This window comes from Pseudomonas sp. FBCC-B1565 (assembly GCF_059133265.1).
This window is the reverse complement of record NZ_CP101438.1, coordinates 3,149,298-3,174,787: the sequence shown is the minus strand read 5'-3', so window position 1 is coordinate 3,174,787 and position 25,490 is coordinate 3,149,298. Positions and strand designations below refer to the sequence as shown.

13 protein-coding genes are annotated in these 25,490 nt (G+C 56.6%); 4 read left to right on the top strand and 9 right to left on the bottom strand.

Annotated elements, in window-relative coordinates; all coding sequences use genetic code 11:
- Window positions 1-77 precede the first annotated feature (77 nt).
- Both mobH and NL123_RS14940 read left to right on the top strand, forming a co-directional pair.
- Window positions 78-1,802: a MobH family relaxase gene (mobH, locus tag NL123_RS14945; protein WP_494358136.1), complete on the top strand. Its 1,725-nt coding sequence runs from the start codon at window positions 78-80 to the stop codon at window positions 1,800-1,802.
- A 191-nt stretch (window positions 1,803-1,993) separates the two neighbouring features.
- The gene (locus NL123_RS14940) at window positions 1,994-2,428 is read left to right on the top strand and encodes a hypothetical protein (protein ID WP_494358135.1); all 435 of its coding nucleotides are present in this window, start codon (window positions 1,994-1,996) and stop codon (window positions 2,426-2,428) included.
- A 518-nt stretch (window positions 2,429-2,946) separates the two neighbouring features.
- Here NL123_RS14940 and NL123_RS14935 read toward each other — a convergent pair.
- Complete coding sequence (locus tag NL123_RS14935) at window positions 2,947-3,642, bottom strand: DUF2971 domain-containing protein (protein WP_494358134.1); 696 nt, start codon at window positions 3,640-3,642, stop codon at window positions 2,947-2,949.
- A gap of 276 nt (window positions 3,643-3,918) precedes the next feature.
- Between NL123_RS14935 and NL123_RS14930 the strand changes: the two genes are divergently transcribed.
- Window positions 3,919-4,617, top strand: coding sequence for a hypothetical protein (locus NL123_RS14930; protein WP_494358133.1), 699 nt, complete (start codon window positions 3,919-3,921; stop codon window positions 4,615-4,617).
- Window positions 4,618-4,697: 80 nt separating this feature from the next.
- Here the strand turns inward: NL123_RS14930 and NL123_RS14925 are convergent, their stop codons facing one another.
- The 6 genes from NL123_RS14925 to NL123_RS14900 all read right to left on the bottom strand — a co-directional run bounded on the left by NL123_RS14925 (window position 4,698) and on the right by NL123_RS14900 (window position 9,938).
- On the bottom strand, window positions 4,698-5,291 hold the full coding sequence (locus tag NL123_RS14925) for a Cap15 family cyclic dinucleotide receptor domain-containing protein (protein ID WP_494358132.1): 594 nt from the start codon (window positions 5,289-5,291) through the stop codon (window positions 4,698-4,700).
- On the bottom strand, window positions 5,292-5,738 hold the full coding sequence (locus NL123_RS14920) for a hypothetical protein (protein ID WP_494358131.1): 447 nt from the start codon (window positions 5,736-5,738) through the stop codon (window positions 5,292-5,294).
- A gap of 252 nt (window positions 5,739-5,990) precedes the next feature.
- A complete protein-coding gene (locus tag NL123_RS14915; RefSeq protein WP_494358130.1) occupies window positions 5,991-6,500 on the bottom strand; it encodes a Mov34/MPN/PAD-1 family protein in 510 nt (169 codons plus the stop codon).
- Window positions 6,488-8,104, bottom strand: a complete 1,617-nt coding sequence (locus tag NL123_RS14910; RefSeq protein ID WP_494358129.1) for a ThiF family adenylyltransferase — start codon at window positions 8,102-8,104, stop codon at window positions 6,488-6,490. The genes NL123_RS14915 and NL123_RS14910 overlap by 13 nt, the downstream gene beginning before the upstream one ends.
- A 4-nt stretch (window positions 8,105-8,108) precedes the next feature.
- Window positions 8,109-9,248: a CBASS cGAMP synthase gene (locus tag NL123_RS14905; RefSeq protein ID WP_494358128.1), complete on the bottom strand. Its 1,140-nt coding sequence runs from the start codon at window positions 9,246-9,248 to the stop codon at window positions 8,109-8,111.
- 288 nt (window positions 9,249-9,536) lie between these two features.
- Window positions 9,537-9,938: a hypothetical protein gene (locus NL123_RS14900; RefSeq protein WP_494358127.1), complete on the bottom strand. Its 402-nt coding sequence runs from the start codon at window positions 9,936-9,938 to the stop codon at window positions 9,537-9,539.
- A 2,077-nt stretch (window positions 9,939-12,015) separates the two neighbouring features.
- Here NL123_RS14900 and NL123_RS14895 point away from each other — a divergent pair.
- On the top strand, window positions 12,016-12,429 hold the full coding sequence (locus tag NL123_RS14895; protein WP_494358126.1) for a hypothetical protein: 414 nt from the start codon (window positions 12,016-12,018) through the stop codon (window positions 12,427-12,429).
- A 270-nt stretch (window positions 12,430-12,699) separates the two neighbouring features.
- Here the strand turns inward: NL123_RS14895 and NL123_RS14890 are convergent, their stop codons facing one another.
- The gene (locus tag NL123_RS14890; RefSeq protein ID WP_248481654.1) at window positions 12,700-13,173 is read right to left on the bottom strand and encodes a hypothetical protein; all 474 of its coding nucleotides are present in this window, start codon (window positions 13,171-13,173) and stop codon (window positions 12,700-12,702) included.
- The gene (locus NL123_RS14885; protein WP_494358125.1) at window positions 13,170-25,487 is read right to left on the bottom strand and encodes a two-partner secretion domain-containing protein; all 12,318 of its coding nucleotides are present in this window, start codon (window positions 25,485-25,487) and stop codon (window positions 13,170-13,172) included. Before NL123_RS14885 ends, NL123_RS14890 begins: the two co-directional genes overlap by 4 nt.
- Window positions 25,488-25,490 lie beyond the last annotated feature (3 nt).

The following is a 25,490-nucleotide window of genomic DNA, read 5'->3' as shown; positions in this document are numbered from 1 at the left end:
ATGGGGGAGTCAAGGGTAAGAGCCCTATCCCAAAAGGCTAAAAGGCCACTGATCCTGCCATTTCCCGGGAGGCCACGATGCTCAATCTGTTTCGCCACAAAAGGCAAAAGCCCCCTCCACCACCCACCGTAAAAGTTGCCGAAGGTTACCTGCCCATCGAGTCGTCCCACAGCTTGTTAGCAGCAGAGCACCGCCGCCAGTTGCTCGATCGCATCTGGCAGTACACCGCCCTCTCCCACTCGCAGTTCAGCCAGCTCTATTTAAATCCGATCCATCACTACGCCGAGCTGGTCCAGCAGCTTCCAGCCAGCGAGACGCACCATCATGCGTATCTTGGCGGCATGCTCGACCATGGACTGGAATTGGTCGCCTGTAGTCTGAAACTGCGTCAGTCGTATCTGCTTCCCACCGGCGCCGCGCCCGAAGACCAAGCCGCCCAGACCGACGCCTGGTCCGCTGGCATCGCCTATGGCGCCCTGCTGCATGACATCGGCAAAATCGCCGTGGACCTGCAGGTCGAACGCCAGGATGGTCGTGTTTGGCATCCTTGGCACGGTCTCCTGGATCAACCCTATCGATTTCGCTATCTCAAAGGTCGCGACTATCACCTGCATGGCGCGGCTGCAGGCTTGCTCTACACCCAGATTCTCGACAAACCTATCATGGACTGGCTCAGCGGATTTCCGTCACTGTGGGGCGCCCTGCTGTATGTCCTCGCGGGTCAGTACGAGCGCGCTGGCGTGCTCGGTGAGTTGGTGATGCAGGCGGACCGCGTCTCCACCGCGCAGAACATCGGAGGCAACCCGAGCAAGGCATTACAAGCGCCCATTCATTCGCTGCAACATCACTTGATCAGCGGACTGCGTCATCTGGTTCAGCACGAGCTGAAACTCAACCAGCCAGGTGCTGCGGGATGGCTGACCCAAGACGCACTCTGGCTCGTCAGCAAGACGGTCACGGACAAGCTGCGAGCCTATCTGCTGTCGCAATCGATTGAGGGGATTCCCTCGTCCAACCTCACGGTGTTCGACGAGTTACAGTCCCATGGATTGGTTGAGTCCACGCCGGAAGGCAAAGCCATCTGGACCGCGCTTGTGGCACAGGGCAACTGGCAGCAGAGCTTCACCTTCCTGCGCCTTCAACCGGCGTTGATTTGGGGGAACGAAGACCGGCCTGAGGCATTTAGCGGAACAGTGAGCATTGCGGCTCATGAACACTCAACTGACGCCCCGGTACCAATACCAGCGCCCGAGACAGTCAGTGCTGGATCAGGTCAAAGCCAACCGCAGCCGGACCCCATGGCGCTAGAGGATGCCGATTACCTCGGCACGCTGCTGGACATGTTCGAGTTGGAAGAGCCTGAGGCGAGTGACACACCGCCAGAAAGTGCTGTCGAAACTTCAACGCTTCCATCGGATAACCCAGGCCAGGTATTCCTGAACTGGGTCAAGGAAGGCATTCTGAGTCACAAGCTGATCATTAACGACAGCAAGGCCAAAATCCACACGGTGAGTGGCAGCATATTTCTGGTCACGCCTGGCCTCTTCCAACGATACGCGCAAGAATTTCCTGGTATATCGCAGGGTGCGGACCAAGAGATGGAAGAATGGCGTTGGGTACAGAAGCAGTTCGAGAAACTGAAGGCTCACAGGAAACGTGACGACGGACTGAACATCTGGGTATGCCACGTGCAAGGGCCCAGGAAGAAATCGACTTTGAAGGGATACCTCATTGCAGAGCCGACATCACTTTTAGAATCGATACCGTCAGATAACCCTTTCCTCACGCTAGGTGATAGCTAACGAGGCGAATCAAACTCTTCGCTTTTGTTGTATCGAATCCGCTCCGCAAGTCGAGGCCGAGTCCAATATGACCTGCCCGGACGGTTACCCCAGCGCCCCCTTGGTGATCTACAAGTCTGGTAACGAATTCTGGGCCCAGCACATGATCCACTGTGAGACGATCCACGTTGAACTCATTGACCGGTGAACCCATGATTGCAGCTCTGCGCCGTACTGATCCGATAGATCGCAAAGATCCACCCAAGCGTTTTTTATACCTGTCGCTGGTAGCGATATCACCTTGCCTGGCACTGGGCGCGCTATGGAACCAGGGTGACCTTACCATGGTGTCTAGCGCCATAACATTGTCCGCCTCTGCAGTCCTCCTGCTCAATTTGGAGAGGATGCAGAACTACCTACGGCCAAAGTGGGCTCGCGAGTACGAAGCCAAGCTGGCTCCCCTGCAAGCACGTCTACTGGAGCAGGATCTGAGTGCCTCGGAGCGCGAGTTTGTCCTGAATCGAATCCAGGATCTCAACGATCGCTACCACTTGGTCACAAGCCCAGCTGTCACCTATCGCTGGATCAAAAGGATGGGCGCTGCCATGGGGAGCATCGCCCAGTTCCTGCGATCAAGCTCGCACTAAGTCCGGATTGCATCCTCCCAAATGCTCGCAGCCACCTAATAGGCACCAAAATGAGGTAGCTGCGAACGATCAATCTGGTGGCTACACGGTCTCCTCCAAATCTTCTTCCTAGTCGTCACAGAACGCATCTACCAGCCCCGCCTTGTGAAATCCGATATCTTACGCACGCTTCTTGATATCGGGATGCGCGTTGCGTATGGCCAGGACGGAACCTGTGATCACCAACCGTCCCAATCGCTCAAGGCGGTTGACAAGGATAACGCATCCAAGATTGTGAGAGCCCGCGGCCACAGAGCCCTCGCCAAAATAGAGAAACCTTCGTTACGATCGAACACGAATGTGACGTCGACGTTGTTTACCGATCGCTCCCCTACGACCGGCTTTGTGCCGAGCATCCGACTTAAGCCATCAATAACGCGAGATTTTTCGGGAGTGATCTCGGCCCTCCGACCAAGGCCGGATATGGTAAACCACCACACATTGCTTGTTGCACAGCCCACCCCACTTATAGCCGCGTTTCAGGATGCACTGGATGCTAAGTAGGGACGAAACCCAAGGCCGAACACGTCCTCAAGCATGAAGGCGTCCTTGAATTTGATTCCGGGATTCAGATGGAGGATTTGGTGAATTTCTGTTTTATGGGCATCAGGCATACGCGCACCAAAAATGATTGCGGAGATCGGCGCCGGGGCCCGATAAATCTTATCGCCAGCAGGCGCAAGGGCTCTCCATTCTCTCTCGTAGCTCCACTGCTTGGCCTTCGTATACACACAGACGTCGATGAAGCTCTCCTCAGCATCGGCAGGCAGATTTTTCAAAGAGAGTGACGGGTAGATTTCGGTGTATTTCACGGGTTGAGCGAGGCGTCCCAACAGACACGTATCATCGATCATGAACTCGATGCAGAAGCCCTTGTGATACTCAGCGTAGTGAGACCACATGAGGATTTCTTCGGGAGTCTCGCTGAGGCAGAGAACCCCGATTTTTTGCATGTGTGCGCGTAGGGACTCCCGAAGCTCAGCATACGCGGCCTCGTCCAATTTACTCGGTGCTTTCAGAGCATCGTCCACCACAGCATTTTTCGTGACGATCTCGACGGCATGTGCGACAGACTCGTGCAGCCTCTTGGGATCGAGATTAATGGCACAGTCGAAAGGATCGTTGAAGCTGGCAGGGCTAGACATCCAAACGGTGTTTTCACTCAACGACTGCAATGAGTACTGCTTGAAGCTTTAGTACTTGTACAGGAAAGGCGGAGTTTTCATGGTTGTCCGAGGGCTATAATGCTGAATGATTGGCATGGAAAATGGCCGCGCAAGATCATAGCCTGCCTCAGTTACAGGCAACACGGATCTCCCACTTTGCATCGTGAATGGTCGATTGGTATGCGTCTATAAAGGAATTTTGCACTTCTTCTACCAAAAGGCCAAAACCGTGCCGAGACACAGACCAACGCGATGTGACACTTTAATCTACCGTGAGAAACCTAGATGCTGCAGTGGATCACCTGCCTGTTTCACCAGTCTCGCCGCTACCTCCCGTTGAGCCACCACGAAGACATTCCTGGGAGCTTCGAGCCCACCCTTGATGACCTGCGAGCTGAGGCAATTGACTTCGAAAAACAGGTGAAAGCCCATATCGGTCGCGAGTCAGGGAAGATGCCGACTGGCCCCTTAGGTCAACTGATCCGCGACATGCTGCCCAAATATCCCAAGTACCCTCAAATCCCGGGATTCTGGGATAGTTTCGTCGTCGAAGCGGTAGCTCTTAAAGAACTGCGCAATAATATTGCTCACTCTGATGTCCAAGGCCTCCCGCCTCTTCCAGAGATTTATGGCCGCTTCAAAAAAGCAAATGATGTTCTCCGTCCATTCACCGTGTGTAGCGTTCCTCGTGATCGTTTCACTCAGTTTTTTTGGATAAAAAGCCTCTTGCACTTTAAAATCGACGAACAGGTGTTCCGATTGTCCGAGCGTGACATCGAGAACCTACTCGTCGAGCTGCATCCATCGTCACGAGGAAAAGTGCGTTTCAAGGCTGGCAAGCAGATACACAGTGCGATGCTCGACGTCAAAAATGAGTCACGAACCTACTTTGTCGAAGACTGCGCCCCCTTCAACCTAGACGATCAGGAAGCGATGGCTCTCGACGACTTGTTGATCTCTTACCTAGGGCCTGTACGTTATTAGGTAGCCGCCGGCTATCTTTCTTACGATAGAAAGTGCAAGACAGAGTCGCGTCTATTCAGCCACAAGAGCGAAATCAGCCACTATCTTCTCGTCAAAGAAAAATGTCCCTGACTTTTCCGACTTGTAAAATAGTTACCTCTCAAAACATTTCCTTCGTGCCCATAAAGCTTCAAAATGGAAGCCCCTTCATAACCACTTCCAGCCGAATCTTTTGAACCTTTAGGAACGATCCTATAAAAATAATAAAGAACTGGGCGAGCAGAATTAACATCCTTGATAGTTTTTACCACGAGCGTTTCAGAGTCTGAGCTTTCAGAATGAACTTCCATGCTCACCGAAAACAAGCTTTGCTTGATGTTGGCGACTGCCTTTTTCGTCCCCTCCTCACCGCCCCACAGATACGTGATTTCCATATCCCACATACCATTCAAGTCGGGAAAAACCCAGTCATTCAAAATCGGAAATCGATTCCATATCTTCCTCCAAAGGAAGCTACTTAACACGAACAATGCAATCTCTAATAGTACGGCCCCGCCGACCACAGCTCTAAGAGCTTGCTGCAATGTCACCTCAACCCCACAGATGAACATTATAAATATCAATAATGTTACAAAAGCGGCATAGATTTTAGCGATGAGCACAATTGCTTTTAGCGGAGAAAGAGTAGAAAACATTCACGCCTCCTGGAAATAGACTTCACTTCCATCTTTAAAAACCACTATCCCAAGCCTTGGCGTGGAAATACCGGTGAATATAACGCCGGGCAAAACTGACCCAAATAGGGCCGCCAAATACCGACCACCAAATGCCCGATTCCGATTCGGTAAAGCTCCAGGCGGAATCGGAGGTGAGAAGTATTGCGTTAAGGAAACAATTCGCAAATCGGAATTCAAAATATGAAATCCATCATGCAAGTCATTATTGGGATTTGATATCTCAGCCAGACATCTAACAGAGTCCGTCCTGCCATTTAATTTCAGGTTGACACGCATTGGAAATACCGGCAAATCAATACCATCTTCCAATACAATCACACCCAGCCCGGAAAACTCTTGCCCAGAAAGTGCAGTTATATCTCTGAGCAAATCAACCAATCGCTCCAACATCATTTTATCGCCCACGTAGTCACACTATAAAAATCAATCCAAAGCTTATTTACAGATTTGAATTATGCGCCGCGCCTCTCCATCCATATTCCACTTACTATTTAATAGTTCGAACTTCGCAATAAACTATCAATTCGCGAAGTCAGCACTTCGATGAAATATGCCACTCTTCAAAACCTTGCTATAGGCTAGCATAGCGCCTCAGCTAGGCGTTCGAATTAATTTTTCTCGGAAGCGTACGGCTGGATAAATTTTCTAGAACCGGCTTCAATTGAGAAACACACTTTCCTCGCCTCGCCTCAAATTGGCAGGTTCGAGAATATTTCGCTTGCCTGCGCCAGACATGTACTCAACATGAATATCCTTGCACCCGACGATGAGTGCAAGCAGCGGACGACCATCAACTCGGTCAGCAGCCAGGACTTGCCACTCTTGAAGGTCAATTGAAGATGGGGTCGGATAAATTTCGGGATGAGTGTGCCACTCCCCTATGTATCGCACCATACCATTGCTTTCCTTCCACCGTTTCATGGCCAACCGGTGATGAAAGTGCGGCATACGCTCAAAGAGAAACCTGAAGCGCTTGTCCCAAAATGAAGGTTCAGTCGCTTCAATAATTTCCAGATGCTCACCGCGAACGTGGCCAAGTAGTATCCCTCCCGCCTCCTTCGAATCTATGCCTTGCTGGATGTAGCGACTAAAAACCTCAAGCGGCTGTTGCCCTAGATAAACCAAGTGCTCCGTGCCGGGCACAATCCAAGTTTTCACGAATGGCATGCCGGACATCCGGGATATGGCAGCGGCGAACAATCAGGAGTGGCGGGCTCATAGCTGTGATCGGTCAACCGGGTTGAGAGCGATGGCCATGGTTTACCTGCAACCCAAGCCAACGCGGTGTCCAGTGCGAGGGCTGCGGCTTGAATCGACACCGATGCTGGGAACGGCACGTAGAGTCCCTCACACCCCTGTCCAGCAAAAATTGGCTGCACGCCTCCGACGACAGACAACATAATACCTCGCCTATTCGACTCAGTAAGGCACCGGTAGCAACCCTGTCCAGAGCGATGCTTAATCAGAGAACGCACGGCGGCGCCCGCCCCCTCAATCCAAACATGCATGGTTGGGCAGATGGCGAACTTGGCAAGCCAGTGCCCGAACGATTCCTCGCCCGTGGCATCAATGATCAGATCCAGCCCTCCTAAATTCACGTCCTTGGCGTCGCTAGTAAAGGTACGCATCTGGGCGGCAGGCATAGATATTCTGAGCTCGTCTGCCAGTGCAATTGCCTTTTCACGGAACAGATGGTTAAAGCCCAGACGATGCCGCCCGAGGTTTTGAGGCATCAGAATATCGTTATCGATCAGCATCAACTCACCGGCGCCCGTTCCCGCGCCAGCTTTCACGAGCATCTCAGCGAGGAAGCCACCGATGGTACCGCACCCGATCAACCCGATACGCTTGCCAGCGAGTGTTGCCTGCCCTGGGATATTGCGTTCGCTCAGGTATTTGTCATCGAGGCGAAGCATTTGCAGTGGTTCGATAGGACAATCAAATATGGGCAGTCGTTGATCGATGGAACGCCGATCCTCAGGACGATTGAGCTGAAGGTCAAGTACGAGAAAGCCGTAGCTGTAACCCGTTTTTTCTGACTCAATTACTATCATTATTCCGAACCGCCCTTCGCGATACGCCGTGATAATCTTATCGCGTACCTTGCGTTTACAGGCGTCATCTATTTCATGTAGCCAGTCGAGAATTTGTCCAACTGTTTTGGGTGGCCAGTTGTCCTGCAGCGGTCTTGGAGCTGCGCTGGATGTGATCATCGCAACATGCGCTGGGAATTCCTTGATCGTCCTACCCGCACGCGCAAACTTGAGCCGGCTTCGCCCGACATCGTCAGTAAGCACATACATTTTGTTGTCTGATAATTGGAGGATCTCTACCGCGCCGGAGGTACGACGCTCGATATCGTGGAAGCAGTAGATACCGTCCCAATAGACGAAGAACTCCTCCTGCAGATCCTCTTTCATCTTCCCAGCCAGAACCTGCCCAAGAACCTCAGTGGCTTGAAGCAAGGAGGTACGGATTTGTCCTACAGGATCATAAATGTCGACCACTTGAGTACCTGGCGCGGCGTAACAAAGATAACCATCCGGGCCAAGATGCGGCACCAGCCTAGGCAGTGCCTTCGGCACTCCTGTAAGCCATAGCTTGAGAGGCCGCTCAAATAAGCGGTCTATCCATACCTCGCATTGGACAGTCCCCTGAGTGGCCGTCGACAACTCTCCGGCCATCACAAGCCACCCAGCGTTCAACTGAGGATCTACTTTAGTAAATCCCCATTCGGTCATATGACGCAGCACTTCGGGCATCGCGTCCATGAATTTAGCCTGCCTTTGTACGCTTTACAGGCTCTGCGGGGCCCGCGAGAGGAGCAATTGCAGCCATGGACGCCGGCAGGCTCTCAGAATTCGGCTTCATGCGATAAGGTGCATTCGGGAACCGGTCACCCAGCATGCTGTGAAGCCAGTGATAAGCAGTTTGTGCATCAGTTGCCTTGATTGCCCCTTCCAAGTGATTCGCGAAAACCTGAAAAAGCTCCACTGCTTCGGCAATCGCCTCCTTGGGCATATGAGCAGTGAGCGATGACTCGGGGTCAATGGGACTCATGACGCCCTTGCGCAGGGCATCAGGAATTCCCTTTACGACGTTCAACAGTGCGTGGTCATCGCGCTTGTCGAAATATTCATACAGCGGGCAAGCTGCTGCCATCAGAAGGATTGAGCTCGGGCCTTTATCCTCCCATTGCTTGTCGCGGAATGCTTTTAGGTAACGCACGACACGGATGAGTTGATCACCCTTTTCCTGGCACTCCCGCTTGAACCAGTTTTTCATAGCCATTGGGTCGGACTTACGCCAGCCTTGCTTTCGATCTGCCAGCAGAATCTTGTCCGAGGGCAGGGTCTTCCAAGTGTCCCTCTCGGAATTGATCGCGCTGTCGAATACGGCATGGCCACGGCTTTCCATGCTGGCTTTTATCAGCAGGAAAAGGGTATCCGGGATCACGTACAAAGGAAGGTCGATGTGGGCATAGGGGGAGATCGTTACCCGAACACAGGTATCCTTGCTCTCGGTGTTCCACCCTCTTTCGGCGCACATCGCTTGAAGTACGTCGATGACAGCGTCAAAGAACAAAGTGATAGCGAGCTTGGGGCTGCTCTCTTCACGCATGACACTCAGCGGAAGGTACACACCATCGTCGATATCTGACTGTTGGGGCGGGGTCGTGCAAGGGCTGTTGAGCGTTTTGTAGGCACGCGAACCTTGGATGTAGAACCGCGGCTCACAGACCTCACCCTCGAGGCCTTTCTCACGAAGCACCCGAGGCAGGTCAGCCTTCAAAGCCTCCCTGATATCTGTACGAGCACCATCGATTTCGGCCAGTTCGTCAGGTGCGAGGTTGAGTTCATCAAGGAAACAATCTTCCCCGGTAGTAGTGAAAAGCAAGGGACTAAAATTCGGCATGAAGCCTCCGCTCAAGCGCTAAATGAACGGTGTCTCCAGCAATTGCTGACCTTCACATCAAGACTACCAAGCGCTTCTGCGCTCCTGAATCTCGTCACTGCCACCCTACGCCAACCACGTAATCCAAAGGGTGCAGTCCTTCCCAATTTGCCAGCTACCTTGCTCGATGACACGTGCGAGATGACATAGTGCCATCCCACCACATATAGATCAAGCACTGACAACAAACACCACATGTAGTGTATTTTTAATCCGTTTTGATAATGACGGCCCTGTGAAGACGCATAGTCAAGTGGCGTTAGACTTGGTGAATGTGACTTGCCCTGCCGTGTTGAGCCCTTCTGTCCACTTACGGTCGGTGAAATAGGTGCCGTACATGACAAAACCGTTACCAGACTCTTTGACGAAGACCCTAGCCGCCCCGGTGTGCATATTCGTGTCAGTCGCCACTGGAACCTGGGTGTAGTTGATATACATGTAGTTCAGCTCGAGGATACCAGCCTGATCGCTGGGTCGGACGGAGACGCTGATCGTCTTGGATTCGGAGTACGGGATGTCCGAAGTGAACTCCATCTTGACGCTGAACAGACGCGCCTTGATCTTGACCTTTCCCTGAACGACGTAGAGCTCAGTACCATCGCCTCGCCCAAGCCACTTCTGCATGATCCCCCAGTTGGACTGCAGCTTCATGTTCCACTCTCCATCGATGGGCGGGAGCAATCTGCGAACAAAAGGCAGCCTGCACAGCCATACAAAAACAGGGGTTTGGCCCAAAACGTAGAAAACGGCAGCGCCAATCCCTACTGCTGATGCCACAGGCCGACGAAGATCGGTTAGCGGCCCAGACAACAGCTCCGACATGTCGTTGTAATGCAGAAGCAGGAAGACGACCAGGCATGTTGTAGCGAAGTACCCGAGGGTCTTGGTGATCCCTATGACTTGATACATGCCAGCTCTCAGTTTGCGAGTGTTAGCGCTCTACCCTATACGCTCGACGACATGCTGTACATGGCATCGGGTGTCGATGCCATGGCGGTCGTAAAACGCCTCCATCCATGCGCACTCTTAGTCACAGCAGCAAAAAAATGCAACTGCTATCTATTTGAAAGATTTAATGCGAACTTAGCCCAAGGTGGCCTATGGCCACCTTCGCATGGATAAACATCTTGAGGAGGCTGTATGGCAATTTATGTAGCTCCGGGCAACTTGGTTGGTCGAGATGGAGGCTCATTTCAGGAAGTAACAATGAATACATCGAATCATTCTGTAACTGCGCGGCATGGGCGCTACAGTACGATCCGTGACAATGAAAAGGCGCCACCAACGAGTAAGCCTGGTCGCCATTGGTTGCAGGTTTTCAGGACACCCGATAACACGGAGTGAGCTGCATAACCCTTGCTTCTCGTGTATGGGCCGTCTGTTTCTAGGTGGCCTTTCCAACGGATTATGCCTTCATGATAGGCGTAGGATCTCGATGACGGCGTTCTGGCCGGGGCGGCCGAGGGCGTTGTTCAGGGCGAATATCTGTGGGAGTAAATGTGGGAGTAATTTTGCAGGTGTGAAAAAGCCCAACCTGTGGGGAATTGGGCCAAGTCATTGAATAATATGGTCGGGACGGAGTGATTCGAATACTCGACCCCTAGCACCCCATGCAAGGGGGCGGGCCCCTGATAATAGAGCTCGATGCATTTTTCGACCAGCCGGTATTCAACGGGTCCGAAGGCTCCACACCAAAGCGCTGTGGAGTCGGGCGGCCGACAGTCCGGCCAGTTTCAGCTTGTGCAAAGCAGGCATCAGGGCTCCCGGGCGACCAAGTTGAAGAGATGCAGCGGCCCGCGAAGGACGGACGCAGCGTAATCCTAAGAGACGCTTGGCGCACTGCCCTGGCAACCAGTCATCCAGGCATCCCTCGTGCAAGCCGAGCCTGACGTACACTGAAAGCCATCGACGACCACCCTGCTCCGCCTCAGAGATCGCCAATCTCGATCGCCCGTATATCCCGCGCTACTGGGGGCAAAACTGGGGGCATATTTTAGTTTTTCCGACCTGAAAATGCTGCGTTAGAGCCAAGTCAAAATGTTTTTTGGGGACCCTGACAGTCTTTAGGCGTCGCCGGGCAGGCTGTTTGGCTGATCATTTTTGCCTTCCCACCAACCATGGAGCTCCATTCACTTCCAGACGATTGCTACATGGGGGGCGCATCTGAGGGCATGCTTTGGATGGTTTGAAAAGGATGCCCCCAGCCTGAGGCCCAACAGTTCCATTTTCGAAAAGTCTCCCCTGCGCTGTTCCCAACCGCCGTTGAGCGCTAGTCGATGACCTCAGTTAATGGCTGAACTACTGCCTACGCTACCCCGTAGCGCCGATGCAGGGGGGGATCCAGCACATTCGCTCAAGCGCTGGAAATTGTCCGCTACTGCCGGCAAACACGGATGCTCGAGCGGCGTGATTCACTGAAAGTCCCGCAGGAATGTCCGCCTGGGCATGTGGTCCGTATCTATTAATGGGGGCGGAAGGCTCCGTTAGACTCAGGTCGTTGTCAGATAGGCCTCACTACTGTTTCTTGAAATTACTGAGGATGGCTCACGTAAATGTCGCGACGTTCAGATGAAATACGCTAAGCATTAAATTTCGAGCTGAAATGACATTTCCATCCCAGATCGTTCAACTTTCCGATTATCTGCTCAGCCAAGCCATTGGCTCAAGCGTTAGAAATATTGGATACCGCCATTGCGCCAGCACCCATCTTTCAAGGTTGAAATGACACATGGCAAGGAAGAAAGCAAAAAACTCCGGTGGCACCGGCATACTTATTATTTTTGCTCTGGCATTCAGTGCTCTCGCTGCTATCCCCAAAAATGCCTGGATAGCGATCGGTGTCATAGCGGGTATCGGCACGATTATGTGGCTGCTGGCCGAACGCGGAAAACGCCGGCTCAATCAGCTTCAAGAATCGGCTGCAAAGAATATACGCCCGCAAAAGCCACAAGGCTTAGGCAAGCACAGGGTCGAATACCGCGACTTTGATATCCAGCTCGAGCAGCGCAGCAAGGCCATCAATGGATTTTCGAAAGTACACGGGTTTGGGATAGAGATAGGCTTTTTCGACTTTGGCATCGGGTCGCATCATGGTGTGCTGGCTTCTGAGAGAATCGAGAGCACAGCATCCGAGATCAGCTAAGCGCTTTGAAGGTGGGGTTCATGGAGCGCTTACAGAAGTGCTCTCCTCTCGAATCAGGCGCAGACCATCATATCCGCTGGAGTCCGGAGACCGCGATAGCCTGTAATGCGATCATTCCCACGCTCCGGCGTGGAATGCAGCCCGTGACACTCTGTGTCACAAAGAGCGGATGCAGAGCGTCCGGTGAAAAGCTACCACTCTGGGGCGTGGGAGCGATCAAACCGAAATTCCCACCATAAAAAACTATAGATTAGAAGGCATCCATAAAAACTAGTCTCTGACCTGAGAAAAAGTAACCACTGGGCCATATTCCTGATCGGACACTATCGCTTGCACACAAAATTTCTTTTCTGGAAATTTACTCAGCAACACCATCCTCCATGACTGAGCAACAATCCTGCAAAGCTGTTCATAAACAGCCTCATCCACTCTATCCCTGCAACCTCCAAAAACATCATACAGATGCGTATGATTCAAAACCTTCTCCACTGCCACTACATCATTATTACAAGTTTCCATCCAAGTAGAGAACGCGTCAAAAGTAAAGCTGTGCTCCAGAAACACACCTGATTCATGAATAACAAAATCTGGAAATAAAACCTTGCAAAACAACAAGGCATCTTCAGGATGCACAACATCACTAATATAAGAAAACTCATCCAACTCGGACTGATCCTCCCATTGGCTTTTCCAATGCTCGTATCTTGGAGAACTGACTGAGTCTGTAATCTTGATTATTTTCATGGAATTTCTTCTGCACTGATGCCCCGTGGAGGTTTCTTGCTCGATGGAGATTGTACCCTGACCGATCCATCCGGCAACTTGTTGCGACCATAGTCAATAGCATGAGGCGTGGGTATCCCTGCATGTGAATCGCCCGTCACATCGACCCGTTTGAGAATCATACCTTTATCATCATAAACGGCATAACTCGTTATATTTCCTTTATTATCAGCACGATAAAGAGTTCCATTGGCAGGCCCTCCCTCCAGCATAAAATGCCCACTGAACTTATCGGCTTTCTCCAGAGGTCCGCCTTCCAGATTCTTGGCATTCCTCGGCACTACAGGCTTGCCATTAATATCGCACAGACCAACGTTGTGCACCCAGGTCTTCAACTTACCCACATAAAACGTATGACCAACGTCCACGGTCAGGTTATAGGTTTTTCCTTGTGGAAGAAACAACTCCAGAGACTCAACCCTGGTCGAGACACCTTCAGTAGGACCGTCCCCTAACGACTGAAGTAAATCGCCTGATTTAAGCTGGATAACCGGCACAAAGTCATGTCGTGCGGGAACGTAAAATGGATGGCCCGGTGTAACCAGAAGCGTTTCTTTCTCTGAAACTCCATCTGCTCGGATGTTTTTCAACTTGAGCTGGTAAATCGGCTGATCAGTACGAACGTGTGTAGCCGAAATAGCGGCAGCGAACGGCTCCCCTCCTGTTTCTCGCTTACTCCAGACAATATCTCCCACGCTGAGGGTGTCAATGGCCCGGGGGCCCTGGGGGGTGGCAACCATAGTTCCTGCGGCGAAACAGCATGGCTTGACCGGTTTCGTAACAACGGCGCTATTTCCGACCCCATCGGCATCCGTCGACACACCATTGCCGGGTTTCCCACCTTTACCGACACCCGCAACAACCTTGGTCCCCCAGCCCTCGGTCAGCAACGTATTGCCCATGTTGCTGATCATGGCGGCTCTTTCGACCACACTGAGTTTCCGACCCGCCGCATCGTCCAGCCAGGAGGTCTTGTTCTCCCACTCCTTGAGATTGGCGCTCTCGGCGGGCGTCAACCAGCCTTCCTTGATGTATTTGGCCGTGATGATCTGGTCATCGGTCACATAGATATTGCCCCAAGGGTCATACCCTTGCGCCGGTTGCGCGATGAGCCCTGGATTGCCCACCAGCATCCCGGTCATGTCATAGGAAACCTTGTTCCGGTAGAAGCTGACCAACTCCTGCGCAACCGGGTCGTCCATAGCGATGGTATTGGCTTTCAGGCCTTCGACACAGGCCCGGGTTTCACATAGGTCGATCAACTGCGAACGTTCGGCCGAGATCTTTTCATACTTGCCTATCAGATCGCGCTGTTTCGCTTCGGTGCAATTTCCACCGGACCTACAGGCCTTCAGCTCGTTAAGCAATCGCTCGGCAGTTGGGTGATCGAGGCTGTTGAACTTGGTGGCCTGCTGGGTGACCCAGCCCGCCACTTCCAGTTCTTTATCAGAGCCCCCTGCGGCTCCAGCGACCGTTACGCCGATCAACTGCGAGGTCATCGCCAGCAGTTGATCATGCATGTCGCCCACAAATATCTTGTCGCCGACCGAAGCGACAAAAGCTTCGTTGGCACCGGCGGCAAGGGCACCGGTACGAAAGCTGCCTCCCGCCGCCTCTGCGATCAGGCCACCGACAATCGCGTGTGCCCCGACCTTGGCCGGAATCCCGGTGAATTCCAACTGGGTACCCAACCGGTTATAGATGGAGGCCGAGAGGACATCCGCAGCCGCACTGATACTGGCCTGGGCCAGATTGTTCTTGAGGCTGCCACCATTGATCGCGGTATTGGCAACTGCACCAAAGCCCTTTTCAGCCAGGGTGTAGCCAACAAACTTGGTCAGTTCATTGGTGCTGGCCAGGTCAAAGCCGTGGGTCGCTTTACTGGCATTTTCGGCGGAAACACCGAACGCCTTGTCCAGTACACCCGATGCAAAGCCCGCAACCAGCCCACTGACCAAATACCCCTTGAGGCTTTCCGTCGAGGTGACATCCTTAAGGACCGCGCTCAGGTTGCCTTTGTTGTTTATCGTACTGACCACAGTCTGGACCACGGCAGCGGTATAGGCTGCCGATGCAGCCGCACCAATCGCGGCGGCAGTGGTCGCACTGAGCCCCGCGGCTGTCGCGGCGCCGCTTGCGCTGGCGCCAACGGTAGCGGCCGTTCCCGAACCCGCCGTCACTACCGTTACGATAATGACCACCGCCAGCATTGCGCCCATGCCCATGCCGGAGTTGCTGTATTTGAAGGAGTCGTGGACCTCTTTCACGCGCTGCCAATCGACATCGCCACGCTGCTCGGCTTCTTTGAGCCAGGCCAGTTGGGGATCCGCCTGAACCATCGCATCGATGGTCTGGCTAACCGTCTTCTGGTCAATCTGCTTGATGTCGATGTGCAGACCCTTGGCGGCAGTGATCGCCAGGTCGCCCTTGCTGATCAATTCGCTCTGGCGCAAGGTTTCGTCGGTATGGCCCTTACCCTTCGATGAATTCCACGCGAGGCTATTGTTGGTCTTCTCGTGGCTTTCCTGGCTCAGATCCTTGACGCCCTCGAAGGTGATGGCTCCGCCACTTCTCAGTGTTAGATCCGCGCCACTTTCAAGCTTCGCGACCTGATAACGCTGGTCACCACCACTGACCAGCGTCAGATCACTCCCCGTGGTGATCTGGGTGCCAACGTTGATGGTTTTTGTCACCTCATCGTGTTTGGTCTGCTTGCGTCCCCAGCTGCCCTTCTTCTTCTTGTCATACAGCGAGTAGTCGGTGTCCTGGGCCGCCAGTACATCCAGTTGTCCAACCGCTGCCAGGTAAGCCTCGTTGCCGGCATTGATCCGACTCGAGATCAGCGCCATATCTTTGCCGGCACTGAAAGTAACGTCTTGTCCGGCACTCACGACGCTGGAAATCTGTTTGACGTGATCTTCCTGTTTCGTAACTTTCTTCGACTTGGAATACGAGTGGCTTTCATCGGCAGCCGAAGCCACCGTAAGGTTATCGCCCGCTCCAAAGTCGATGTCCCGCTTGGCCTCTATCTGGCTGGCGACCACTGCCAGATCACGCCCCGCCTGGACAGAAAGGTCACGCCCCACCGTCAGATCCGAGCCGTACTGGGTAACGCTGCTGCTCTTGGCGCCGGCCGCCACGCTGTTGTGCTGCTCAGCGGCAGCAATGAAGGCATCCCGGCCTGCGGTGATCGTTGTGTCACCGCCGCTTTGCAACGTACTGCCAGTGCTGACGAAATCCCGCGAGGCCTTGATGGTCAGGTCATTCGCCGCCTCGATGCGAGCGCCACTGTCGGCATACTCGTTGTGCCCGCTGTAACCTTTGTAATTGACGTCATTACCCACCACCGTGCGTTGGTTGATCACATCGCCGGCGATTGCAGTCATATTGACGTCACGCCCCGCGATGACCCCGCCCGCCTTGTTGATAATGTCGTTACCCGCCAGCAGATCCAGGCGGTTACCGGCCTCAATCAAACCGCTGTTGACCAGATCATTACCCGCGGTCGCGGAAAGGTTGTTGCTGGCCCGCAACGTACCAGCGTTATTCAGGTCTTTGCCGGCAATCAGCGTCACATCCCCGCCCTGGATCAGCGCCCCGTTTGGCGCCAGGCGATTGGTCGCCTGGGCCAGGTAGAGCACCGGCACCAGGACTTTCTCACCATTCACTTCATGCTCTTCGAGCCAGACGATATCGTGGGTCAGCGCCGCGACCTGCTGGGAGGTCAGGCTGACCCCAACCGACAGGTCGAGCTGCTGCTTGCTCTTGATGGCGTTGTCCATCAGGTACTTGTAAAGCGCTTCGTCGGAGGTCTGGCCGTCGATGAAACGCTGCCCGGTACGCTCGACCATCGCCTGCTGGATCAGCTTCTGCTCATAGAAACCGTCGCCCAGGCGTTTGGCGCTTTGATCGGGGTTGTAACCGAGGTTCGCCAGTAGGTAGTCCGAACTCATGAACTGCTTGAGGTCGGTCAGCACCGGGTTGGTTTCGATCAGGTACTTCTGCGGGTTGGACCTGCCCGAAGTGTCCGGCAGGCCCTGCACGCGATTGATGACCTGGCTGCCTACCGTGGAAACCACGCCCGCCTGCCCCGGCAACTGGACACTGCCGGAATCGCCGGGCGCACTGACACTGATCACGCTGCCGGAAACCCCAGCGCCCGTGGCCTGGCGGGTACTTTGTCCGAGTTGAAGAGTGCTCACGGCGATCCGCGCCGCATCGCTGAACTGCAGGTTGCGCGCCTGGACGTCATCCGCGCCCTGTTCGCGCTGGGCACTGCTGACTGTCGCGCTGCCCATGCTCCAGCTCTGTGGCCCGGCACTGGTTTGGCTTGCCTGGGCCGCAGAACCGCCCTGGCCGCTCAGGCGGAACAGACCGTTTTGTCCGTCCGGCAGGCTGAAACCCCGCGACGCCACGGGGTCCACCCGCTGCTGGGACAGGTTCGGCGGCAGTTGCGGATTCAGGTAGACGACCGTCGGCTTGGCCGCGCTGCCGACCTGGGTCCCGGTCCCGGTCTTCGTCGTCCCGGAGAACTGGGTATTGGCGTGCAGGTTGCTGTTGTCGATGGTGTTCTTGGCGTTGATCTGTATCGCCTGCCCGGCCTGGACCACCGAGGCGACACTGCCACCCCCGGCGGTAAACACTTTGTTGTCGCTGCTCAGGGTGCCGGCCAGGATGCCGGCGGGAATGGCCACATCCGGTCCCTGACCGAATTTGGTGTTCACGGTTGTGGTTTTTTGTTTGCCGTAATCGTTGAGCTCGGTGTGAGTCCCGCCTTTGTCGGGCTCATGCACGGTCTTGGTGTATCGGTAGACGTACTGGGAATATCTTCGCGCGTAGGCGTCCAGCGCTTCGTTCGCGTAAGTTTTGTTAGTGAAGATATTGCGCACGCCGGTATAGACCCGGTTACGGGCGAAGTTGCCGGCCTCCAACCCCAGGTTCTCGAAGGTATCCACGTTCAAGCGAATATTCTTGCCAGCAGAAATCGTCGAAGCGGTGTTGGAAAAGCGGCCGACATCGCCATCAATGTTTCCGGCCACCGCCAGGCTCGCTCGCGTGCCGCTGATGGTCGACTCCGAGGTGTAGTTTTCGGCGATATAGAACGTGCTGCCGTTAAACGTGATATCGCCCGACACCAGCCGCTCTTTGCCGATAACCCCTTCGGTCTTGTTGTTGAAGCTGTTCGCCGACAGCGAGAAATCCCCCTCGACATTGATCGAGGACGCCAGGTTGGTCACGCTATTGGCGCGACCGCCATTGAGTCCCGAGATGTTCAGGTTGCCGATGCTGTAGACATCCCCGTTGTCGTTGGTGAAGTCATTGACCAGCAAGTCCATGTTTCGGCCGCTGAAGATCAGGCCGTGATCGTTCACCAGGGAGGGAGTCTTCAGCGTCAGGTCCTGGGTCGCTCCCAGCGTGCCGGTGTTGCCGATACTATTGGCGGTGACCGTCATGGAACCGCCGGACGTCAGGCGCCCGGCGTTGCTCAGGCCACCGGCATTGATCGTGGTATCCCCGCCACCGGCAATGCTCGTGCCAGTGCCCAGGGTTACCTGGGCCGCGCTCAAGCCCAGGGTGCCGACGCTGCTGTAGCGCCCGTTACCACCATAGGTGCCGGCCAGGGTCAGGTTGGCCGTGCCGTCACTGGCGATCAGCCCATCGTTGTTCCAATTGCCACCGTTGCCGGTCAGGCTGTCCGAGGCCAGCAGTTGTCCGCCCGCCGTCTGGTTGAGGGTGTTGACGTTCACCGTCAGGCGCCCGGCCTGGATCACGCTGCTGTTGGTCCAGTTGTCCGCCGTCAAGGTCAGGCCGCCACGGGTTAACAGGCTGCCGCCGGCGTTGGTGATATTGGCGGTGCTGATATCAAAGGTGCCGTTACCCACATGCAGCAGACTGCCGCCCATATTCTGGAAGCTGCTGGCATTGAGGGTCAGGTCGCTGTTGGCGGTTTCCAGCTTGCCGTTGCGGTTATCGAACAGGCCGCCGATCTGGAAGTCGGTCTTGCCGCCGGAGCCCAGTGCACGGATCTGGCCGGTCTGGTTATCGAGGCTGGCCGCACGCACGCTCAAACTGCTGTCGCTTTCAATAACGCCCAGGCGGTTGTTAAGCGCGCCGTTGAGGCTGAGGTCGATGCGCTGGCCTGCGATCTGTCCGTCGTTGTCGCCGCTGTTGTCGAAGTTGTTGCCGCTGACCTGTACCAGGCCCTGGGCGTACAGGCCGCCGTTGCGGTTGTCGAAGTCGGCGGTGGTGATCAGGGCATCGCCGCTTTGCGCCGCGATACGCCCGCCGTAGTTGTCGATCCCGCCCAGGGCGCTGAGGTTGAGACGCTGGGCCTGAATGATGCCGCCCTGGCGATTGTTGCTCAGGTCATAGCCGTTTTTCAGCACGCCGACGACGTGGGCTTCGAAGGCGCCCTTGAGGCTGGCCAGGGTGCCGCCACGGTTGTCGAGGCTGGCCGTGCTGACACTGAGGTCGCCATTCTGGCTAATCAGCTTACCGCTCTGATTGTCGATATCGCCGCTGACCGTCAGGTTGAGTGCACCTTGCCCTTGCAGGGAGCCCTTGCCGTTGGCGAGGCTCGCGGCGTCGACGCGGACGCCAGCGTTCTGGCTGTAGATCAGGCCGTCACTGTTGTTCTGCACGGCACCGCTGCTGCTGATAACCAGGTTGTCATTGGCCGCGACGGTACCGCGATTGCGGTTATCCAGGCTGCCGGTGAGCAGGCTCAGCCCCCCTTGGCTGACGAGTTGGCCGCCCTGGTTGTCGATCTGGCTGCTGCGGCTGATCACCAGTGGTCCGCCGCTGGCGAGCTGGCCGTTGCTGTTGGTCAAGGCTCCGAGCAGGTCGAGGCTGACTGCGGCCTTGCCGCTCAGGGTACCGTTACGGTTGTCCAGGGTAGTGCCGGTGAAATCCAGGGCCTGTTGTGCGCTGATGCTGCCGCTGTTGTTCAGGCTCATAGCTTGCAGTGTCAGGGTGGCGGCGCTGTCGATGGAGCCGCCCTGGGCGTTGTTCAACAAACCGCTGACGGTCAGGCGCTGGGCCGCGCCACTGGAAAGAATGCCGGCGCTGTTGTCGAGGCTGGCCGCGTTGACGGTCAGGGCTTGCTGGCTGACCAGCGCACCAGCATTGCTGTTGAGCAATGCGCCGCTCACGTTGACATCAAGGTTGCCGCTGCGACTGGACAAGGTGCCGCTGTTGCGGTTGTCCAGGCTCGCGCCGCTGACGGTCAGCCCCTGCCAGCCGGAAACCAGGCCGCCCTGGTTGATCAGGCTGTTGCCGGTCATGCCCAACTGGTTGCTGCTTATCAGCTTGCCGCCGCTATTGTCCAGCGTCCGTCCGGTGAGATTGAAGCTTTGGCTGCTGGAGAGCTCGCCGCCCTGGTTGTTCAGGTCACGCAGATGATTGAGGGTCAGGGGGCCCTTGGCCTTGAGCAGGCCGTTGCGGTTGTCGAGATCACCCCCCGCCAGGTCGAGGCGGATGGCTTGGTCGCCGAGCAGGCGGCCGCCGTTCTGGGCCAGGGCGCCGAGGCTCAAGTCGATATCGCCCTTGGCCGAGACTTCGCCGCCATTGCCGGAGTCCAGGCGGCTGGCGTTGATCGTCAGGCCGGCCTGGCTGTTGATCAGGCCCTTGGCGCTGTTGTTCAGGGCCATGGCGTTGAGGGTCACGGTGCTGGCACCCAGCAGGGTACCGCCCCTGTTGTCGAGGTCGGCGGCGCTGACGTTCAGGGCTTGGGCGGCGTTTATCAGGCCCTGGTCGCGGTTGTTCAGTTGACCGCTGGTGGTCAGGTCGAGGTCGCCCCGGCTGGTGACGGTACCGCCACTGTTGTCGAGGCCGGCGCTGCGGATATCGAGCGCGGCGGCGGCGATCTGGCCCTTGAGGTTGCTCAGTGCCTGGTTGATCCGCAGAGTCACGGCCTGGTTGCTCAGCAGTTTGCCGCTGCTGTTGTCCAGGCTGTCGGCGGCCAGCACGAAGGCCTGGGCACTGGAGATTTCACCGCCCTGGTTGTTCACGCCCTTGAGGTTGTTGAGCCGCAATGACGGTGCGTTGATCAGGCCGTTCTGGTTGTTCAGTTGGCCGTTGTTCAGGTCCAGGGTCAGTGCCGTGTTGCTGAAGAGCTTGCCGTCCTGCTGGTCCAGGCCGGTGACGCTGGCGACCAGGGCCTTGTCGCTGCCGATGCGGCCGCTCTGGTTGCTGACCTGCCCTGCCGTCAGGGCGAGGCTGTCGCTGCTGCTCAGGCTGCCGGTGCGATTGTCGTAGGCGCCGGTAGTGACAGTCACCGCACCTTTACCGCTGATCACTCCCAGCCGGGTGTTGTCGAGACTGGCACTGTTCAGGTTGATGCTGCTGTCGCTGACCAGGCGTCCACCCTGGTTGGCCAGTGTGCCGTTGGCCTTGACGTTGAGCGCGCCGCCACTCGACAGACTACCGGCCGTGTTGGTCAGCCCGACGCTGCTTACGTCCAGCCGGCCTTCGCTGCTGATCAGGCCAGCGCTGTTGTCGAGGTCAGCGCCGAGGGTGAGTCGTGCGTCCTGGTCGCTGAATAGTTGGCCGCCGGTGTTGTCGAGGGCCTGGCCGTCCAGCGTGATGCCAGTCTTGCCCTTGAGCAGTCCCAGGTTGCGGTTGAACACTTCGGCCATTTCAAGGGTCAGCGTGGTATCGGCAAGGAGCTTGCCGCTGTCGCTGTTGTTCAGGCGCTTGCCGGTCAGGCGAATATCGGCACTGCTGGAGAGTTCACCGCCGCGGTTGTCGATAACGTCGACATCGAGTGTCAGCGCTTTTGTCGCCCCTACCAGGCCGTTCAGCCGGTTATCCACGGAGGCGCCGCTCAGGGCTAGCGCGCTGCTGGCGATCAGCTTGCCGTTGCGGTTATCCAGAGCAGCAATGTTCGCTTTGACATCGGCTTTTCCGGAAACGGCACCGTTGCTGTTATCAAGGCTGTTGGCCGTCAACAGGATAGCGCCATCGCCCACCAGGGTGCCGCCCTGGTTGATGAACGCCCCGCTTACGCCGAGGTCGACCGCACCGCGGCTGCTGATCAGGCCCTGGCTGTTGTCCAGGCTGGCGCTACGACTGTCGAGAGAAGCCGCGGCCACCAGGCCCTTGATGTTGCCCAGCGCCTGATCGATACGCAGGGTCAGGCCCTGGTTGCTCAGCAGCTTGCCGTTGCTGTTGTCGAGGCTTTTCGCGGTCAGGGCAAAGGCTTGGGCACTGGAGATTTCACCGCCCTGGTTGACGACCACGTCGAGGTTCTTCAGCACCAGCAGCGGGCCGTTGATCAGGCCGCCACTGTTGTCCAGGCGGCCGTTGTGCAGGTCCAGGTTCAGTTGGGTCTTGCTGAACAGTTCGCCGCCCTGTTGGTCGAGGCCGGTGACGTTGGCCGTCAGATCCTTGGCACTGGCAATACGCCCGGAAGCGCCGTTGTTGACCTGGGTTGCCGTCAAGTCAAGGCGGTCGCCACTGGTAAGGCGGCCACCCTGGTGGTTATCCAGGGTGCTGGTGGTGACGCGGGTCGCACCCTCGCCGCTGATCAGGCCTTTCTGGCTGTTGTCGAGACTGCCGCTGGCAAGCACCAGGCCCTGGTCCGTGAGGATCGACCCGCCCTGGTTGAGCACCGCGCCGAGACTGTCGATCAACAGGTCGGCGGCACTGCCGAGCTTGCCGGCCGTGTTGTCCAGGCTGCCGACCGTAAGGCCCAGCGCACCTTCGCTGCTGAGCGAGCCGGTGTTGTTGAGCAGCGCACCATCGAGGCGGATATCCAGGCCCAGCAGGGCGAAGATGTTGCCGCCGCTGTTATCCAGGGTCTTGCCATTCAGGTTGACGCTGCCCCTGGCGAACAGCCGGCCCTGGTTCTGGTTGATCACTTGCGCCACTGCGACGCCAAGATCAGTCTCAGTCAGCAGCTTGCCGCCATCGCTGTTGTCCAAACGCTGCCCGCTGACACTGACGCTGCTGTGGGTGCTGGACAGCTCGCCGGTACGGTTGTCGATCTGCTCGACATTGACGGTCAGGCCCTGGGTGCTGGCGACCGTGCCGCCATTGCGGTTGTCGAGGCTCTTGCCGGTCAGCCGTATGGAACCCTGGGCCACGAGCGCCCCGCCCTGCTGGCTGAGGCTGTCGATGCTGGCTTCGAGGTCACCCTGGCTGGCAATACGGCCCTGGGTGTTGGCAACCTCCTTGGCCTTGAGACTGACCGGGCCGACTGCGCTGAGCAGGCCACCGCTATTGTCCAGGCGGGTGCCTTCGAAGCTGACGGCCGCCTTGGCGACAAGGTTGCCCTTGTCGCGGTTGTCCAGTTGATCGACCAGCAGCTTGAGGTCTTTGTCGGCCTGGATCAGGCCGCCACGATTGTCCGCCGACCCTCCGCGTAGGGTCAGGTGGTCCTTGCCCGCCAGGCTGCCGCCGCGGTTGTCCAGGCTGCCGGTGGTCAGCTCGATGCTGCCCGTGGCGCGCAGCTTGCCCTGTTCGCGGTTATCCAGCGCGCCGTGAACGGTGGCACTCAGCGTGCCGTCCGCCGCCAGCACCGTGCCCGCCGCGCGGTTGTCGAGGCTGGCGGCGGCCAGAGTCAAGGCCTTGCCGGAACCCAGGGTCCCAGCATGGTTATCCAAGGCACCGCTGAGGTCGATGCTCAAGCCCAGATCGCCGGTAATCTGCCCGCGGGTATTGTCCAGGCTGACGGCCTTCAAGGTCGCCAGGGTTGAACCCGACAAGGTGCCGTCACGGTTATTGATCGCGCCGCTGGCAGTGAGGCTGAGCCCCCTGTCAGCCGCGATCAAGCCGGACGTATTGTCGAGGCTGGCGACATTCAGGGTGACATCGGCCAGGCTGGAGATTTCCCCACCGCGATTGCCCAATGCGCCGACGTTCACCACCAGGTCGCCGTTGCTGGAGATCAGACCGTCCCGGCCGTTCACGGCCTTGTCGGCGGTCAAGGTCAGACGGTCGGTGCTGAGCAACCGCCCCCTGTTTTGGTTGTCGAAGGTGCCGGCGGTGACGGTGGTCTGCCGCTGTCCGCTGAGGGTGCCGCCCTGGTTGTTCAGAGTCTGGGTGGTGGTGATGTCGAGGTCACGGCTGGCAATGATGTTCCTGCCGGCGTTGTTGAGGCTCTGCGCGCTGATGCTGATATCGGCGTTGGTGTTGCGGGTGTTATCGGGATTGACTCCGCTTTCGATGATGCCATTGTTGACCAACTGGCCGCCGCTGGTGAGGGTTATGCGGTCCTTGGCGACAAGGTTGTTCTGGCTGGTCAGGTCGCCTCGGGCTTTCATCTCCAGTGTGGTGCCGGCGTAGGCGGGCCCTTGAATGCTGGCGCTGACGGCCTCTATGTTCACTGCACCGTCGGCGGCGACTTGTGCAACGGTCAGGTCGCCGTTGGCGTCGATCTGGATGTCGCCTGCGCTGGCAGCCATCTTGCCATCGAGTTTTACCCCGACACCGGCTTCGCTGCTGACCAGCTTGATCGCCCCGGCGTACATGCCGCCCAGGGCTGAAGAGTCGATCGCCAGTTGCGGGGCTGTTGCTGGGTCGGCCACACGTGCGGTGGCCTTGAGGGTCTTGGCATCGACGTCGTTGGCACCGGCAATGATCGTCAGGTTCTTGGCTTGAATCTCGGCATTGAGCTTGGCCGAACGGGTGATGATTTCGAACTGGTCGATGTTGTTGGCGTTCAGGCCTGCGCCTTCGATGGACACGCTGCCTTGATCGACTTGGTAGCGACTGATCTGGCCGTTTTCGATTACCGCTTTACCGGTGGTCAACGTGGCTTGCGGGGTGTTGATAAACCCGCAGCCGTTACAGGTAATCCCATACGGGTTAGCCACGATGACATGCGCCGACTGCCCTGCCACTTCGGTGAAACCGCGCAACTGGCTGGGACTGCCGCCGTTGACCTCATTGAGGATCACGCTGGCGGCCATACCGTTGAGGTTCTGGTTGCCGAGGATGATCCCGCCCAACTGGGTCGACTGGGTCCGACCGGTCGCGTTGTTGAGAATCACGCCCTGCTGGCCAACGTTGTAATCCTGGAATTTGTTATGCGACAGCCCGTTGCCATTCGGCGCGGCAATATTGACGATCGGTACGCCATTGCCCGCTTGCCCGAGTGTGGTACCCGGCCCGCTCACGGCAATGCCCTCCGCCTGAGCCAGCAGCGGCTGCCAGAACATGGCGTTAGCCAGCACCAACGCCAACCCGCGCTTGGGCAAGCCCAGGAAGGTGGAACGGCTTTTTACGGCCGCAGACGGTTGGCGCGCGAGGAAGGCGAACTGGCGAACATCCATGTC

Coding starts and splice junctions, on each gene's coding strand:
- mobH (WP_494358136.1), top strand. CDS start 78: ATGCTCAATCTGTTTCGCCACAAAAGGCAAAAGCCCCCTCCACCACCC.
- NL123_RS14940 (WP_494358135.1), top strand. CDS start 1,994: ATGATTGCAGCTCTGCGCCGTACTGATCCGATAGATCGCAAAGATCCA.
- NL123_RS14930 (WP_494358133.1), top strand. CDS start 3,919: ATGCTGCAGTGGATCACCTGCCTGTTTCACCAGTCTCGCCGCTACCTC.
- NL123_RS14925 (WP_494358132.1), bottom strand. CDS start 5,291: ATGTTTTCTACTCTTTCTCCGCTAAAAGCAATTGTGCTCATCGCTAAA.
- NL123_RS14915 (WP_494358130.1), bottom strand. CDS start 6,500: ATGCCATTCGTGAAAACTTGGATTGTGCCCGGCACGGAGCACTTGGTT.
- NL123_RS14910 (WP_494358129.1), bottom strand. CDS start 8,104: ATGGACGCGATGCCCGAAGTGCTGCGTCATATGACCGAATGGGGATTT.
- NL123_RS14905 (WP_494358128.1), bottom strand. CDS start 9,248: ATGCCGAATTTTAGTCCCTTGCTTTTCACTACTACCGGGGAAGATTGT.
- NL123_RS14900 (WP_494358127.1), bottom strand. CDS start 9,938: ATGAAGCTGCAGTCCAACTGGGGGATCATGCAGAAGTGGCTTGGGCGA.
- NL123_RS14895 (WP_494358126.1), top strand. CDS start 12,016: ATGGCAAGGAAGAAAGCAAAAAACTCCGGTGGCACCGGCATACTTATT.
- NL123_RS14890 (WP_248481654.1), bottom strand. CDS start 13,173: ATGAAAATAATCAAGATTACAGACTCAGTCAGTTCTCCAAGATACGAG.
- NL123_RS14885 (WP_494358125.1), bottom strand. CDS start 25,487: ATGGATGTTCGCCAGTTCGCCTTCCTCGCGCGCCAACCGTCTGCGGCC.